The sequence below is a fragment of the Actinophytocola sp. genome (assembly GCF_036002505.1).
Lineage (GTDB): Bacteria > Actinomycetota > Actinomycetes > Mycobacteriales > Pseudonocardiaceae > DASYTH01.
In genome coordinates this window covers 17,021-32,501 of the sequence record NZ_DASYTH010000450.1, presented here as the reverse complement: position 1 = coordinate 32,501, position 15,481 = coordinate 17,021, and the positions used below count along the sequence as shown (strand labels likewise).

The following is a 15,481-nucleotide window of genomic DNA, read 5'->3' as shown; positions in this document are numbered from 1 at the left end:
CCTACCGCGGCAAGACCCGGCAACTGACCTGCACCAACGCCACCCACCACACCCGGACCCAACCCGCAGCCCCACCAACAATCACCGCCAGCACCCCAGCACACCCGGCACAACCCCGAGCCGCCTAAGTCCCTGGCATTGACACTCAACGCCCCAAAGGTGGCCTTCAGGGCATACACCCACACTCGATTACACCCGCGGAAACGAGTGGAGATCGACTTGGTGGATCGGGGGTGGATGCGATAACTCCGGGTCAGGTGTACAGGGAGTCGATCAGGTCGGTGTGGTTCGCGTGTACCGCTTTCCGCTTCACCTTGAGGGAGGGGGTCAGTTCGCCGTGGTCGATGGAGAGGTCGCGGGGGAGGATGGCGAAGCGTTTGATCTGCTCGACGTTGGCGTGGCGGGTGTTGACCTTGTCGAGGACATCCTGGATCAGGGTGCGGACTTCGGGGTGGGTGGCGAGGGTGGGGAGGTCGGTGGGGAGGTCGCGAGCGCGGGCCCAGGTGATGGTCTCGTCCGCGTCCAACGTGATGAGGGCGACGGGGTAGGGACGGCGGTCGCCGATCATGATGGCGTGGGAGATCCAGCGGGATTGGCGGAGTTCGTTTTCGAAGTTGGCGGGGGCGATGTTCTTGCCGCCGGCGGTGATGATGATGTCTTTTTTGCGGCCGGTGATGGTGACGAAGCCGTCGGGGTCCATGGTGCCGAGGTCGCCGGTGTGCAGCCAGCCGTCGGGGTCGATGATCTCGGCGGTGGCGGCGTCGTTGTGCCAGTAGCCGGCGAAGAGGTGCGGGCCGCGGGCGAGGATTTCGCCGTCGGGGGCGATACGGAGTTCGATGGACGGGCCGGCGCGGCCCACGCTGCCGATTTTGAAATGGTCGAGGGTGCTGACGGTGCCGACGCCGGTGGTTTCGGTCATGCCGTAGCCCTCGAGGACCGGGACGCCGGCGGCGTGGAAGAACGTCAACACCTCGGGGGCGATGGGGGCAGCGCCGGACAACGCCTGCCGAACCTGGCCGCCGAACACCGCGCGTACCCGCGCGTAGAGCGGTTCGAAGCGGTCGAACGCGGCGGCCAGCTCGTCGGGGATCGGGTTGCCGGCTCGTTGCAGCGAGCGGTACTTCCAGCCGACCTGGGTCGCGGTGCGCACGGTGTCCTCGTCGAGGGCGCCGGTCAGCACGGTGTAGAGCTTTTCGAAGATGCGCGGGACGGACGGCAGGAAGGTCGGCCGCACCTCGGCGATCTCGGCGACGACCTGCTTGATGTCGCCGCCGAAGTAGACCAGTGTGGCCCCGGCGCCGAGGCAGGCGAACTGCTCGAGCTGCGCGAACACGTGGGCCAGCGGCAGGAACAGGTACACCACGTCGTCGCGCCGGACGTAGTTCAGCTCGTCGTTGATCCGCACCAGGGTGAGCCAGTTCTGGTGGGTCAGCACGCAACCCTTGGGCGGGCCGGTGGTGCCCGAGGTGTAGATGATCACCGCGAGGTCGGCCGGGGTGAGCGCGTCCAGCCGGGCCCGCACAGCGTCCATGGAGGACACTGAGGACGAACCCACCGCGCACAGCGAGGGGATCGCGTCGAAGCCGAGAACGGTGGCCGCCTCCGCCGCGGAGGCCTTGGCGCGCTGGTGCTCGGCGTCGCAGAACACCCGGGTCGCCCCGGAGTCGCGGAGCACCCAGGCGCAGTCCTCCACCGAGCTGGACGGGTAGATCGGCACCACGACCGCCCCGGCGGCGAGCAGGGCGAGGCTGAGGTAGGTCCACCCGGGGCGGGTGTCCCCGAGGATGCACACCCGCTCGCCGGGCCGCACGCCGGAGGCGATCAGCCCGGCGGTGAGCGCCCGGACCCGGCCGGCGAGCTCGGCGACGGTCTCGTCCCGCCACTGCCCGTCCGCTTTGTACCGCAGCGCGACGCGGTCCGGATCGGCCTGCGCGGCGACGAACACGCTCTCGGCCACCGTCCGCGCCGGGTGTAAGTCCACAGTGGACATTTAAACTCCTAGGAGAAGCCTGGGTCCTCGGCGGCGGGTGTGGGTTCGGGGCCGCGCCGCCGGCGACCCAGCTCGTCGGGGAACACCCACCGCCTGAAGCCCCAGAAGCGGAAGAACATGGCCAGCAGCATGCCGATGATCGATCCGCTGAGGAAGTCGGCGAGCTCCTGGACGAGCCGCGTCACGTGCGGCACCTCGAGGTCGAGCACGTACCGCGAGACGTACGGCGGAATCAGGTTGATCACCACCGCGACGCCGCTGACCAGGAAGAACAGTGCCGCCTCATGATGCCGCTCGCGCCCGCCGCGAGTGCGGAACGACCACTCCCGGTTGAGCACGTACGACACGATGGTGGCCACGATGATCGCGATGGCCTTCGCGGTGACCGGCTTGCTCGACAGGACCGTGAACTTCAGCACATACCAGATGGCGTTGTCGATCACGAACGCGGTGCCGCCGACGACCCCGAACTTCAGCAGCTCGCGATGCCTGATGAGGACCGCGCGGAACGGCGCGGGCACGCGGGCGAGCACGGTCTCGACGACGGTCACCTGCGCAGTTTACGGAAATCAGGCCGCGCGCTCGTCGGCGTCGCGATCAGCCCGGCGCAGCCGGCCGGCCCCGCGGACCACCCGGGGCCGCGCGCCGGCGTGCGGGAAGACCCACTTCTTGAACGCCCACAACCGGAACACCATGGCGACCAGGGTGCCGAGGATCATGCCGGAGGCGAAGTCGGCGATCTCCTGGACCAGCAGGCTGACGTGCGGCACCTGCAGGTCCAGCAGGTACCGGGAGACGGCCAGCGGCAGCGAGTTGAGCCCCACCCCGATGCCGCTGATCAGGAAGAACAGCGCGGCCTCGTGGTGCCGCTCGCGCCCGCCGCGAGTGCGGAACGACCACTCCCGGTTCAGGATGTACGACACGATCGTGGCGATGATGACCGCGATCGCCAGGGCCGTGACCGGCTTCGTGTTCAGGATGGTGATCTTGAGCGCGTAGTTGACCACGCTGGTCACCACGAAACAGATGGCGCCGACCACCGCGAACTTGAGCAGCTCCCGATGCTTGATCAACTTACCTCGGAAGGGCTCGGGAACCAGCGAAAGCGCGGTCTCGATCAAGGCCATACCGCCGAAGTCTAATCGGATCGTTCATCCGGCGTGGCAGTACCCAGGTAAGCCCGTATCCAGCTCCTTATTTTCAGAGCGGTAGCAACCAGTTCAGCACCGGCGGGAGGATCGGCTTGCCGGGTGGCGGCGGGGCCACGGGTGGTTGCACGTTCGGTAGCGGCGAGGGCGAGGGCGGCGGCACCGGGATGGCCGGCGCGGGCGGCCCGTTCGGCGACTCCAGGTGTGGCTTGGTCGGCGGCCGCGGTGGCCCTTGCTCCGGGTGTCCCGGGAGCAGCCCGGGCAGCACCGGCAGGCTCCAGCAGTCGGCCACGACGGTCGTGGTGTCGGTCGCCGAGCCGAGGGTGGCGGTGATCGTGACCGAGCCACCACTGGGGCAGCGCAGCCCGAGCAGCCCGGAGGTCAGCTTCACACTGAGCTTCACCACACCGCCGGGCGGGACCGCCGCGGTGGTGGTGCACGAGGTCGTGTGGTGGCCGCTGGTACAGGTCATCGGTGGGTTGGCGGTCAGCCGCGCGGCCGCCTGGTCGATGGTCACCGTGACCGGCTTGGTGCTGGTGCCGGTGTTGGTCGCGACCACGTTCACCAGGCGCCGGCCGAACAGGCCCGGCAGCAGGATGTCGAAACTGTCCGCGCTGGCCTTCACGTCCACCCCGTCGACCGGGGCCGGGGGCCGCACCACGACCCGGACCGTCACCCGGACGCTGACCGAGCCGCCGGTCACCGTGCCGGTGACCTCGCCGCCCTGGCTGTCCGCGGAGGCGATCAGGCGGAACAGCAGCGTGACCGAGTCGCCGGGGGCCAGCCCCTGCCCGGTGCCGCAGGTGACCGACCGGGTGCCGCCCGGGCAGAACACCGTGCCCGCCGCGAGCCGGGTCGGGGCCGGCGCGTCGAGCCGGAGCAGCGGCGGCGCGCCCAACCGGACCGCCCCGGACGGGATCGCGGTGACCCCGGCGGGCAGCGCCAGCGTGGCCGACACCGGCTCGGAGACGCTGCCGCCAGTGTTCTGTACCAGGATCGGCAGGTCCACCGCGTCCCCGCCGGCGATCAGCGAGATCGGCACCGCCGGCGGGCTGGCCGACAGGCTTGGTGCGCCGGGCGCCGGTGGGCTGGCCGGCGACGTCGGTGCGGCCGGCGGCGTGGTGGTCGCCGGCGGTGTGGGCGGCTGGGTCGTGGGTGCCGGAGGCGCCGCGGTGGGCGGTGCCGGTGAGTTCGGCGTCCGCGTGGGCTGCTGGACCTGGGGCTGCGGCTGCGCGTTCGGGATCTGCTGCCCGCCGCCCGAGGTCAGCCCGACCACGATCGCGGCGGCCAGCGCCGCGGTGGCCGCGCCCACCCCGATGAACTGGCGGGGCACCGAGGCTCCCGCGGCGGCCCCACCGCCACCGCTGCCCCCCGCGCTACCGGCGGCGCCGGCGGCGGCTCCCGCGGCGACCGCCCCGCCGGCGATGGCCCCGCCGGTCGCGGTGCCGGCCACGGCCAGGTAACCCGCCGCTCCGGTGCCCAGCACCAGCGGCGCGATGTGCAGGCGCAGCGCGCTGTTCACGTCGGCGAGTTCTGCGGCCAGCGCCCGGCATTTGGCGCAGCCGTCCAGATGGGCTTCGACCTGGGCTTTCTCCCGCTTGGAGAGCCCGTCGCGGGTCCAGGCGCCGAGCCGGTCGGTGGTGGCCCGGCAGTTTTCGGCGGTGGTCTCGGCGAGGTAGACCTGCAGGTAGGCCTGTTTGAGGCCTTCGCGGGCGCGGTAGGCCAGGGCGGAGACGCCGTTGGGGGTGAGGCCGAGGATGGGGGCGACCTCGGCGGGGGACTGGCCTTCGATCTCGGTGTGCCAGAGCACGGCTTGCCAGCGTTCGGGCAGGCGGGCGAAGGCGCGGGCGGCCAGGGAGCGTTCGAGTCCGGCGACGGCGGGGTCGCTGAACGGTTGGCTGATCTGTTCGGGGTTGATGCCGGAGACCTCGCCGACGTCGTCGGAGAGCTCGATGCGCTTGTCGCGGCGGGTTTTGTCGTAGGCGGTGTGGCGCAGTGCGGTGAGCAGGTAGGCGCGGAAGGCCGAGTCGGGTCCGCGGCCGGCCTTGAGGGTCTCCATGACCTTGGCGAAGGCCTCGGAGACGAGGTCGTCGGCTTCGGCCGGGGAGCGGGTCAGCTGGCGGGCGAGGTTGTAGGCGGACGCGACGTGCCGCTCGTAGAGCTCGCCGTAGGCGGACAGGGTCCCCTTACGGACGGCATCGATCAGCTCGGCGTCACTGGGTCCCTGCACCTCTGCCGGAACTGCAGCCACGGTCCTCCTCAAACTCGCAGCGTATGGCCGCTGCCAGCCCCCCGGCGGCAACGGCCAGACGCCCTCCCGCGCTCAGTGTGGCCGATGCGGAGCGTGACCGCACCATCCAGTCACCGAATCGGCCCAACGGATGGGGGTATCCGCAAGAGCCGTCTTGTGTTTGGCCACTCTCCCAACGAGTTGGCCGGAACTGCGTCACGGGCGGTGGGCCGAAACGTTGCAACCATGGGATCTCACCGGGCGGAGGGAAGGTGTCAGTTGGCGGTACGCGAGGCAGGGCCGCGCTCGTCCCGGGGCGGCCCCGACAGCACCGATCGTGAGCTGCGGATCCTCCGGGCCCGCTGGCGCACGGCGAGCATCGCCAACGGCTGGCGGTTCCCCAGCGACTGGTCCCTGCCCGAAGTGGACGCGGTGTGCGCGTCGGTGGTGCGCCGGGGCCAGCTGGACGCCGTGTGCGAGGCGCTGGACAGCCTGGCCCGTGCCCGGGCCCAGGCCGGTGCCGGATTGGGCGAGACGCTCACCGACCTGGCCGCGCTGCACGCGGTGATCAGCCATCCGGGCAGCGCCGACGGGCTGGTCTCGGCCGACCCGGACGCCACACCGGCCCGGTTGCTCCGGGTGGCCGCGCTGGCCTGGGCGGACGAGTCGCTCGGTGAGCTCGCCCGGCCCACGGCCACGCACGGGCTGACCGGCCTCGCCACCGAGGCCTACCTGCGCACCCGGCTCGGCGAGCTGTACCGCCGGGCGGTGCGGGACGGCCGGCACGTGCGCGAGGACCACGTGCTCCTGGTGGTCACCCTGGACCTCGCCGACGTGGTGGGCTGGCCGCGACTGATGGCCATGGTGCTGGTCGCGGACGTGCTCCGGGAGGTGTTCAACGGCGGGGAGAGCTCCGCCGTGCTGGGCCCGTCCGTCGCCGTCGTGCTGGCCGACCGCGAGCCCGCCTTCGCCGAGCGGGCGCTGACCGCCGGCTGGTTGATCAACGAGCGGCTGCACACCGACCCGCAACTGGACTCCGCCCGGCGCCCGGACCTGCGGGTGGTCAGCCTGCCGGAGCGCGAGGAGGACGCCGCCCACCTGATCCGGAACCTCGCCGGCGCCTGACCCGGCGCCCGAATGCCCTGAAGGCGGCCTTCGGGACGTTCAGTGCCCTGAAGGCCGCCTTCAGGGCATTCTCACCAGGCCATGGCTAACCTTGAGGACCGTGACCCTGGCGCCCCTGCGTATCCGGACGAGGCCCGGGGTTCTCGTGGCGCCGGCGGTGTTGCTGCTGCTCGGCGTGGTGGGCTGGCTGATCGACTGGCCGCTCGGGGTGGACAGCACCGTGTACCGGTCCGGGGCGGTGGCCCTGCTGCACGGCGAGCCGCTCTACGACGCGATGTCGCTGTCCGCGCAGCCGTCCTGGGCGCGGCTGCCGTTCACCTACCCACCCATCGCGGCACTGCTGTTCACCCCGATGGCGCTGTTTCCCACCCAGGTCTCCTGGGGCCTGCTCGCCGTCGTGTCGATGCTCAGCCTGGTGCTGGTGGTCCGGGTGGTCGCCGGCGCGCTGCCGCACCGGCCGTCGTGGCTGACCCCGGCCCGGGCCACGGTGCTGCTTCCGGTGCTGTTCATCGCTTTCGAGCCGGTCTGCCGCACGATCCTGCTCGGGCAGATCAACCTGGTCCTGATGGCGTTCGTGGTGCTGGACGTGCTGGTGCTCAAGGGTTCGCGCTTTTCCGGGGTGCTCATCGGGGCGGCCTCGGCGGTCAAGCTCACCCCGTTGATCTTCGTGCCGTACCTGCTGCTGACCCGCCGGTGGGCCGACGCGCTGCGCGCCACGGGGACGTTCGCCGGCCTGCAGGCGTTGCTGCTGCTGGTGATCCCGCACGACGTCGCCCGGTACTGGTCCGACGCGGTGTTCGACCCCGAGCGCACCGGTCCGATCCACTGGGGCGTCAACCAGTCGCTGAACGGGCTGATGCTGCGGCTGACCGACCGCGCGCCGTGGTCGCTGACCGTGGCGCTGGCCATCGGCGCGCTGCTGGCCGTTCCGGTCGCGCTGGCCGTGCGCCGGCTGCACCGGCGCGGCCAGGAGGTGCCGGCGTTGCTGATGACCGCGTTCTTCGGGCTGCTGGTGAGCCCGGTGTCCTGGACGCACCACTGGGTGTGGGCGGTGCCGCTGGTCGTGTACCTGCTGGCCCGGCTGCCCGAGCCGCTGCCGGCGGGCCGGGCCCGGCTCCGCGTGCTGGCCGGTCCCGGCGCCCTCGTCGCCGTGTTCGTCCTCGGCCTGCTGCTGATCCTCGGCGTCGGGCCCGCGCTGCAATGGTCGCCGGTGGACTTCGTGCCCGGCAGCGTGTACCTCATAGCCGGCGCGTTTGTGCTGGTCCGGCTGCCGGTACTCTCCCCTGATCGTGGACCCTAGGACCGGTTTTCCCGTCGTGGGCATGGTCGGCGGCGGGCAGCTGGCCAGGATGACCCACCAGGCCGCCGTGGCGCTCGGCCAGTCGCTGCACGTGCTGGCGGCGTCGGTGGCCGACCCCGCGGCGCTGGTCACCCCGGACGTGGTGATCGGCGCGCACACCGACCTGGCCGCGCTGCGCTCGTTCGCGCACGGGTGCGACGTGCTCACGTTCGACCACGAGCACGTGCCCACCGGGCACCTGCGTGCGCTGGTGGCCGAGGGCGTGACCGTTCATCCCGGACCCGACGCGCTGGTGCACGCCCAGGACAAGCTGGTGATGCGGGAGAAGCTGGCGGCGCTGGGCGTGCCGGTGCCGGAGTTCGCCGCGGTGTCCGAGGTCGCCGAGGTGGTCAAGTTCGGCGACGCGCACGGGTGGCCGTGCGTGCTCAAGGCCTGCCGGGGCGGGTACGACGGGCGCGGTGTGTGGATGCTTTCCGATGCGGACGAGGCGCGATCCGTGGTGCCCCGGCTGCTGGAGGCGGGTACGCCGCTGCTGGTGGAGCAACGGGTGGCGATGCGGCGGGAGCTGGCCGCGCTGGTGGCGCGGTCGCCGTTCGGGCAGGGGGCGTGCTGGCCGCTGGTGGAGACCGTGCAGTCGGACGGGATCTGCGTCGAGGTGCTGGCGCCCGCTCCGGGGCTCTCCGCGGAGAGTGCCGCGGCGGCGCAGGAGATGGCGCTGCGGGTGGCCGACGAGCTGGGAGTGGTGGGGGTGCTGGCGGTGGAGCTGTTCGACACGGCCGCGGGTGTCGTGGTGAACGAGCTGGCCATGCGCCCGCACAACTCGGGGCACTGGACCATCGAGGGCGCGCGCACCTCGCAGTTCGAGCAACACCTGCGGGCGGTGCTGGACTACCCGCTCGGTGCGACGGACGTGCTGGCGCCGGCGGTGGTCATGGCGAACGTGCTCGGTGCGCCGTCGGCTCCGGCGAGGGGGGCGGACGAGCGGCTGCACCACCTGTTCGCCCGGTTCCGGGACGCGCACGTGCACTACTACGGCAAGCAGGAGCGGCCGGGGCGCAAGATCGGGCACGTGACGATGCTCGGCCGTTCGATGGCCGAGGTGCGGGAACGCGCGCGGCTGGCGGCGCACTGGGTTTCCCACGGCGAATGGCTGGACGGTTATGACATCCACTGATCCTGTGGTCGGCGTGATCATGGGCAGCGACTCGGACTGGCCGGTGATGCGGGCGGCCGCCGACGCGCTGGCGGAGTTCGGGGTGCCGTACGAGGTGAGCGTGGTCTCCGCGCACCGCACCCCGTTTCGGATGCTCGAGTACGCCCGGGACGCCGCCGGGCGGGGGCTGCGGGTGATCATCGCCGGGGCCGGGGGCGCGGCGCACCTGCCCGGGATGGTGGCCTCGGCGACGGTGCTGCCGGTGATCGGCGTGCCGGTGCCGTTGAAATACCTGGACGGGCTGGACTCGCTGCTGTCCATCGTGCAGATGCCGGCGGGGGTCCCGGTGGCCACGGTTTCCGTTGGTGGCGCACGGAATGCGGGGCTGCTCGCGGTGCGCGTGCTGGCCGCCTCCGACCCGGCGCTGCGGGACCGCATCGCCGAGTTTCAAGCCGGCCTCCAGCGGCTCGTGGTTCAAAAGGACGAGGCTTTGCGGTTGTCGCTGGAGTCGTGAGGGCCTGGTGCCGGAACTCACCCGGACGTCCTAGTAAACGACCGCTAACATGGGCCGCGGCGGCGGGTGCGAGCGGAGGTCGGACGGGTGTACGAGTTGTACCAGCTCGGCGAGGAGCACGAGGCGTTGCGCGAGGCCGTCCGGGCGCTCGCGGAGAAGGAGATCGCGCCGTACGCGGCCGACGTCGACGAGCACGCGCGGTTCCCGGTCGAGGCGAACAACGCGCTGGCCAAGGCCGGTTTCAGCGCGCCGCACATCCCCGAGGAGTACGACGGGCAGGGTGCGGACGCGGTCGCCGCCAACATCGTGGTCGAGGAGGTCGCGCGGGTCTGCGCGTCCTCGTCGCTGATCCCCGCGGCCAACAAGCTCGGCACCATGAACCTGATCCTCGGCGGTTCTCCGGAGCTGAAGCGCCTGGTGCTGCCCGACATCGCCGCCGGCGCCCTGGCGTCCTACGCGCTGTCCGAGCGCGAGGCCGGCTCCGACCCGGCCGCGATGCGCACCCGCGCCGTGCTGGACGGGGACGTGTGGGTCCTCAACGGCACCAAGTGCTGGATCACCAACGCCGGCGAGTCCACCTGGTACACCGTCATGGCCGTCTCCGACCCGTCGGCCGCCAAACCCGCCGACGGCATCTCCGCGTTCATGGTCCATGCCGACGACCCCGGTTTCGTGGTCGGCCCCAAGGAACGCAAACTCGGCATCAAAGGCTCCCCCACCCGCGAAATCTACTTCGAGGACTGCACAATTCCAGCGGACCGCATCATCGGCCAACCCGGCCAGGGTCTCCGATTGGCCTTTGCCACCCTCGACCACACCCGCCACACCATCGGCGCCCAAGCCCTCGGCATCGCCCAAGGCGCCCTGGACGCCGCGGTGGCTTACGTCAAAGAACGCAAACAGTTCGGCCGCCGCATCGCCGACTTCCAAGCCATCCAGTTCATGCTCGCCGACATGGCCATGCGCATCGAAGCCGCCCGCCACCTGGTCTACGCCGCCGCCTCCGCCGTGGAACGCCGCGCCCCCAACGCCTCCTTCCAATCCAGCGCCGCCAAAACCTTCGCGTCCGACACCGCCATGTCCGTCACCACCGACGCCGTCCAACTCTTCGGCGGCGCCGGCTACACCCAGGACTTCCCCGTAGAACGCATGATGCGCGACGCCAAGATCACTCAGATCTACGAAGGCACCAACCAGATCCAGCGCCTGGTCATGGCCCGCCACCTGCTCAAGGTGCGATGAACGCGTCTTTCCTCGCGCTGGGCGTGATGAAAGCGTCGTTCACCGCACTTGTTCAAGGTCATCCGGGGGCAGGCGGACCCGCGGGAGATTCTGGAGTCGCAGGAGCGGTTCGGCAACCACTTCCTGGATTTTCCGGTCTGGCGGGTAGCGCTGGCTTGACTTTGGAGTGCGCTCCAAGGTTTACCGTCGACACCGTGACGAGTGCGGAGGCGGGACTCAGGGTTGCGGAGCTGGCCGGGGTGGTGGGGGTTCGGCCGGACACGATCCGGTACTACGAGCGGGCCGGGTTGCTGAAGCCGCCGCCGCGGACGGGGGCCGGTTACCGGATCTACCCGGCGGACGCGGTTGACCGGGTGCGGTTCATCCAGGGGTGCCAGCGGTTCGGGTTGCGGTTGCGGGAGATCGCGGAGCTGCTGGAAGTCAGGGATACCGGGGTGTGTCCGTGTGAGCCGGCTGAGCACCTGCTGCGCCGGCACATCGAGGAGTTGGACGACGAGCTGACGAGGTTGACCGCGCTGCGGGCGGAGTTGACCCGCACGCTGGCCTCGTTGCCGGACGGCGGCTGTCCCGATGTGAGCCCGGGGTCCTGGTGTCCACCGATGAACGGGAAGGAGGTGGAGCTCGATGTGCGACGACGTGATCGGTTGCGGGTGCGGTAGCGGCTGCTGCTGAGCCAGAGGATGACCGCGGCGAGGCGCCCGCCGGGGTCACCGCGCAGGAGTTCGGCTCGGTCGGCTTCGTGAGCGCGCATCATGACTGCGCCGGCGCGAGACACGGCTGGCTCGTCTCGTGCTCATGAGGTCACGGTTCGGTCAGCTCGACGGTGGTGCGCTCGGCCGCCCGGTGGCCCGGCAGCTTGGCCGGATCCGCATGCGTGACCTGAACCAGGGAGCCGCCGCCGGCGAGCACGGCCAGCAGGCTGTCGGTGACCCCTTCCGGGAACGTCCAGTCCACAGTGGAAAGAACGCGGGCACCCGGTGAGATCTCCAGTGTGGCCGCGCGTTCGCGGGCGGTCGCCAATACTTCGTCCACTGTGGATTCGAGCAGCGCCGGTGTGCTGCCGGGAACCTCGGACAGGGCAACGAAGTCGTCGCCGTGCAGGCGGGCCTCGGCGACGAAGTCGACGACGCCGTCAGGCGAGCCGAGGTCGCGGCCCATGGGGTCCAGGGACACCACCGCGACGGCTTCCGCGCCACTGGCGGCGACACCGGGCGGCACGAACACGACCCGCGCGTCACCACGGCCATTGGTGACCGTCGCGCCGCACCACCAGGCGCCGAGCAGGATGCCGGCGGCCTGCCAGTGCGCGGGAAGCAGCACGGCCACCGGGTCGCCGGGCTCGAGGTCGTGCTCGGCGGTCAGCCAGTTAGCCGTCTTGGCCGCCCAGTTTGCCAGTGTGGCAACGGAAAGCTCGACGCGGGTGCCGGCGGCGTCGTCGTAGTGGGTGATCAGCGGGCGGGACGGGGCGGCCGCCCGCAGCGGTCCGAGCAGGGCCTCGGTGATGCTCAACGGTGCTCCCGTCAGTCGATACAGGGGACGGCGTAGGCGGCTGCCCGCAGGCCCGAAAGGTTCAGCAGGGGCTTGCCGCGCAGGCCCGGCGCCTCCGGTGGGGGAGGCGCGGCCGGCGGCGGTGTCCCCGACATCAGGGCCGCGATGTAGGCCTTCACCGCGGGGATGTCGACGGTGATGATGCTCTGGCCGCGGTCGTTGCGCGCGCCGACGCCGGTGACCGGGATCGTCACGAACCCGACCTGGCCGTTGGCCAGCGCCTGTGCCTGGTTGACCAGGTCCAGGAACTGCAGGCCCGGATCCATGACCACGGACTTGGACACCGCGTCGGCGAGCGCGTTGAGCTTGCCGGTGTCGGTGAGGGTGCCGCCGGAGAGCACCTTGTTCATCGCCGAGGCCAGGAACGTCTGCTGCCGCACGATCCGGTCCAGGTCCCCGCGCGGCAGGTTCTTGCGTTGGCGCACAAAGGAAACCGCATCGGCGCCGCGGACGGTCTGCGGGCCTTTGCGGAAGTTCGCGCCCGAGTCCGGGTCGCTGGTGGCGTGGTTGAGGCACACGTCCACGCCGTCGATAGCCTTGGTGAGCAGGTAGAAGCCGTACAGCGTGATCTCGGTGTAGTGGTCGATCCGCACCCCGGTGAGCAGCTGCACGGACTGGATGAGCGCCGCGCGGCCGGCGCTGTCCGAGTCCCGCTCCTGCTTCGCCCGGTCCTTCACGCCCTCGCGGCGCATCTGCTCGAGCGCCTTCTCCTTGGTGATCCCGAACACGCCGTTGACCTTCTGGTCCTTGCCCAGGTTCGGTGCCGGCACCGAGGTGTCTCGCGGGATTGACACGGCGACGCTTCGGCCTCCGTTGCGGGACAGGCGAAGCAGGATCAGCGTGTCGGTGTTGAGCGTGCCGTCGGTGGGGTCGGTGCGCAGCTCCTGCTTGACGATCCGGGCGGGCAGCGGGTTGCCCTGCAGGTCGGTTCGGGTGTCGCTGCCGACGATGAGGATGTCGTTCGCCCCGTCGTCCGGGGGCGGTGCGTCCGGCTGCTTCTGGGCCTCGGCCAGCGCGTCGGTGGTGTTCACGCTGCTCTGTATCTGGTCCACCCTGGCCCAGAGCAGGGCCATGGCCACCAGCGTGGCCGCGGACACCAGCGCGAGCAGGGCCCGACCGGTGATCAGCAGGGCCGGTGGGCGCCGGCGCGGCGGTGGCTCGTCCGGCTCAGCTGTGCCGGCCTCGTCGGCTTCGCCGGCATCTTCCTCGGTGACGTCGGCGGACTCGTCGTCGAGGACCGTGCCGACGGCCGGGGTGAACTCGGTCGGCGCCGACTCCAGATCGGGCACGGGCTCCGGGGACGGCTCGACGGTGCCATCGAACCAGCCCCGCTCCGCGTCCACCCGCACCTCCCTGAAACCCGTCCACGACAAGGCTAACGAACCGCGAGCCCGGGCCGGAGGGATTGCGCCGGCCGGCTCAGCGATCTAGTTCACGCAGGTCAACCTGCCGGCGACGATGGGCGTGGGCTGGTTGGTGCTGGTCGTGGCCGGCGGGCTCGAGGTGGTCGGCGCCCGGGCGGCGAAGCCCTGCGGCTGCACGGTCGGGTAATCCGTGCCCAGAATCACCCGAACGTGTCCCGGGGTCAGGCTCAGGTCGGGCTCGAACGCGAGCTGCTGGCCGAGCGCGTTTGCCACGAGTTGGGCGCTGTACTGCTCGCCGGACGGGTACTGGATCACGGAAACCGCCTGCACCGCCGCGTCTCCGGTGGTGCCGCGCCGGAAACCGAGGCGCACCAACCGGTCCTCCACCGTCCCGGCCAGGCCCCTGGTCTGCGCGGCGTTGCGGACGTCGACGGTGATCGAGCCGGGCTGCAGCGCCGGCGGGGTCACGGCCGGCGGGGTGGTGGTCGTGACCGGTGTCCGCGTGGTGGTCGTGGTGCCGGTCGGGCCCGGCGTCGTGCCCAGGTCGGGGGAGTCGTTGCGCTCCGAGGTGCCGTCGTTGGTGAGCGCGGCCACGAACTGGTGCACCTCGGCCGGATCCACCCGGATCACGTCCGCGCCGCCGATCTTGGCCGCGCCCTGCGTGGGAATCGTGTAGAAGTCGATGTTCCCGCTGGACAGGCCCTGCATCTGGGCGGCGAACGTGGACAGCTCCCAGCCCTTGCTGAGCACCACCGACCGCTGCACCGCGCTGATCAGCTCGCGAACCTTGGTGGGGCTGGTCAGCATGTCCGCGGAGAGCACCTTCCCGGCGAGCGCGCCGAGGAACACCTGCTGGCGCACGATCCGGTCCAGGTCGCCGTTGGGCAGCTCGTAACGTTGGCGCACAAAGGAAAGCGCCTGCGCGCCGGAGATCGTCTGCCGGCCGGCCGGGAACCGCGCGCCCGACTTCCGCTCGTCCACGGGCGCGTTCAGGCACACGTCGACGCCGCCGATGGCCTGGGTGATCTCGTAGAAGCTGGCCAGGTTCACCTCGGCGTACCGGTCGATGGTCACCGCATTGCCGATCAGCTGCTCGACCGTGGCGATCAGGTTCTTCCGGCCGACGGCGGCCGCCTGCGCCTCGAGCTCCTTGCTGTCCGTCACGGTCCGGTTGAGCTTGCCGCGGGCGTTGTTGTAGGCGTAGGCGAACGCCGAGTTCAGCTTGTGCTTGCCGAACCCGCCGGCGATCTCCACCCAGGAGTCGCGCGGGAAGGAGAACGCCACCGCGCGGGTGCCGTCCACCGGGATGTGCACCAGGATCATGGTGTCGGTATTGCGCTCGCCGTCGTTGATGCCGGCGTGCAACAGGTCCATGACCGCCTTGGGCAGCGGGTTGCCGTAGGCGTCGGTGCGGCTGTCCATGCCGACCAGCAGCATGTCCACCGCGCCGTCGAGCGGGACGTGGTGGTTGTCCGCCTCGGCCACCTGCGGATCGATCACGTCGGTGGTGACCGTGGCCTCGTCCACGTCACCGAACGCCCACCAGCCGTAACCCATGGTGCCGAGCACGCCGACCGAGACGAGGGCGGCCAGCGTCCGGCCGGTGCCGAGGCCGACCTGGCGCAGCCAGACGCGGCGCGAGCGCGACGCGGCCTGATCAGACCCGCCCGCGTCCGGTTCCTCCGCGATCTCCTGCGCAGATTCGTCCACGCGTGCTCTCCCCGTCCCCGGCCCGCCCCGGACCACCGACAATACTGATCTCGGTGTTAAACCGCTGCTACCTGTAGTACGCGGTGGCGGCCGTACCGGTTGTCCGGCGTGAAACACTCGCGGTTGGGTGAGCGATGGGCGGGCGTGACGCGGATGA

Annotated in this window: 13 protein-coding genes; 6 read left to right on the top strand and 7 right to left on the bottom strand. The window is 71.0% G+C overall.

Annotated elements, in window-relative coordinates; all coding sequences use genetic code 11:
* Positions 1–253: 253 nt before the first annotated feature.
* From VGR06_RS39860 to VGR06_RS39845, 4 genes are all read right to left on the bottom strand, one after another.
* Entirely contained in the window at positions 254–1,990 is a 1,737-nt protein-coding gene (locus VGR06_RS39860; RefSeq protein WP_327564429.1) for an AMP-dependent synthetase/ligase, read from the bottom strand.
* Positions 1,991–1,998: 8 nt separating this feature from the next.
* Positions 1,999–2,541 (bottom strand): GtrA family protein, encoded by a 543-nt coding sequence (locus VGR06_RS39855; protein ID WP_327564428.1) that lies wholly within the window; start codon positions 2,539–2,541, stop codon positions 1,999–2,001.
* 18 nt (positions 2,542–2,559) lie between these two features.
* Positions 2,560–3,117, bottom strand: coding sequence for a GtrA family protein (locus VGR06_RS39850; RefSeq protein ID WP_327564427.1), 558 nt, complete (start codon positions 3,115–3,117; stop codon positions 2,560–2,562).
* A 73-nt stretch (positions 3,118–3,190) separates the two neighbouring features.
* Complete coding sequence (locus VGR06_RS39845) at positions 3,191–5,389, bottom strand: sigma-70 family RNA polymerase sigma factor (protein WP_327564426.1); 2,199 nt, start codon at positions 5,387–5,389, stop codon at positions 3,191–3,193.
* Between the two features lie 258 nt (positions 5,390–5,647).
* Between VGR06_RS39845 and VGR06_RS39840 the strand changes: the two genes are divergently transcribed.
* The 6 genes from VGR06_RS39840 (at position 5,648) to VGR06_RS39815 (ending at position 11,361) form a co-directional block, all read left to right on the top strand.
* Positions 5,648–6,493, top strand: coding sequence for a GGDEF domain-containing protein (locus VGR06_RS39840; RefSeq protein ID WP_327564425.1), 846 nt, complete (start codon positions 5,648–5,650; stop codon positions 6,491–6,493).
* Positions 6,494–6,593: 100 nt separating this feature from the next.
* Positions 6,594–7,793, top strand: coding sequence for a glycosyltransferase 87 family protein (locus VGR06_RS39835; protein WP_327564424.1), 1,200 nt, complete (start codon positions 6,594–6,596; stop codon positions 7,791–7,793).
* On the top strand, positions 7,783–8,967 hold the full coding sequence (locus tag VGR06_RS39830; protein ID WP_327564423.1) for a 5-(carboxyamino)imidazole ribonucleotide synthase: 1,185 nt from the start codon (positions 7,783–7,785) through the stop codon (positions 8,965–8,967). The genes VGR06_RS39835 and VGR06_RS39830 overlap by 11 nt, the downstream gene beginning before the upstream one ends.
* A complete protein-coding gene (purE, locus tag VGR06_RS39825; RefSeq protein ID WP_327564422.1) occupies positions 8,954–9,460 on the top strand; it encodes a 5-(carboxyamino)imidazole ribonucleotide mutase in 507 nt (168 codons plus the stop codon). The genes VGR06_RS39830 and purE overlap by 14 nt, the downstream gene beginning before the upstream one ends.
* A 96-nt stretch (positions 9,461–9,556) precedes the next feature.
* Complete coding sequence (locus VGR06_RS39820) at positions 9,557–10,702, top strand: acyl-CoA dehydrogenase family protein (RefSeq protein ID WP_327564431.1); 1,146 nt, start codon at positions 9,557–9,559, stop codon at positions 10,700–10,702.
* Between the two features lie 194 nt (positions 10,703–10,896).
* Positions 10,897–11,361, top strand: coding sequence for a MerR family transcriptional regulator (locus VGR06_RS39815; protein ID WP_327564421.1), 465 nt, complete (start codon positions 10,897–10,899; stop codon positions 11,359–11,361).
* A gap of 142 nt (positions 11,362–11,503) precedes the next feature.
* On the opposite strand, the gene VGR06_RS39810 is transcribed toward VGR06_RS39815, so the two are convergent.
* The 3 genes from VGR06_RS39810 to VGR06_RS39800 form a co-directional block, all read right to left on the bottom strand.
* The gene (locus tag VGR06_RS39810; protein ID WP_327564420.1) at positions 11,504–12,211 is read right to left on the bottom strand and encodes a TIGR03089 family protein; all 708 of its coding nucleotides are present in this window, start codon (positions 12,209–12,211) and stop codon (positions 11,504–11,506) included.
* 11 nt (positions 12,212–12,222) lie between these two features.
* Complete coding sequence (locus tag VGR06_RS39805; RefSeq protein ID WP_327564419.1) at positions 12,223–13,593, bottom strand: LCP family protein; 1,371 nt, start codon at positions 13,591–13,593, stop codon at positions 12,223–12,225.
* A gap of 84 nt (positions 13,594–13,677) precedes the next feature.
* Positions 13,678–15,324, bottom strand: a complete 1,647-nt coding sequence (locus VGR06_RS39800) for an LCP family protein (protein ID WP_327564418.1) — start codon at positions 15,322–15,324, stop codon at positions 13,678–13,680.
* Between the last annotated feature and the right edge of the window lie 157 nt (positions 15,325–15,481).

Coding starts and splice junctions, on each gene's coding strand:
- purE (WP_327564422.1), top strand. CDS start 8,954: ATGACATCCACTGATCCTGTGGTCGGCGTGATCATGGGCAGCGACTCG.
- VGR06_RS39850 (WP_327564427.1), bottom strand. CDS start 3,117: ATGGCCTTGATCGAGACCGCGCTTTCGCTGGTTCCCGAGCCCTTCCGA.
- VGR06_RS39860 (WP_327564429.1), bottom strand. CDS start 1,990: ATGTCCACTGTGGACTTACACCCGGCGCGGACGGTGGCCGAGAGCGTG.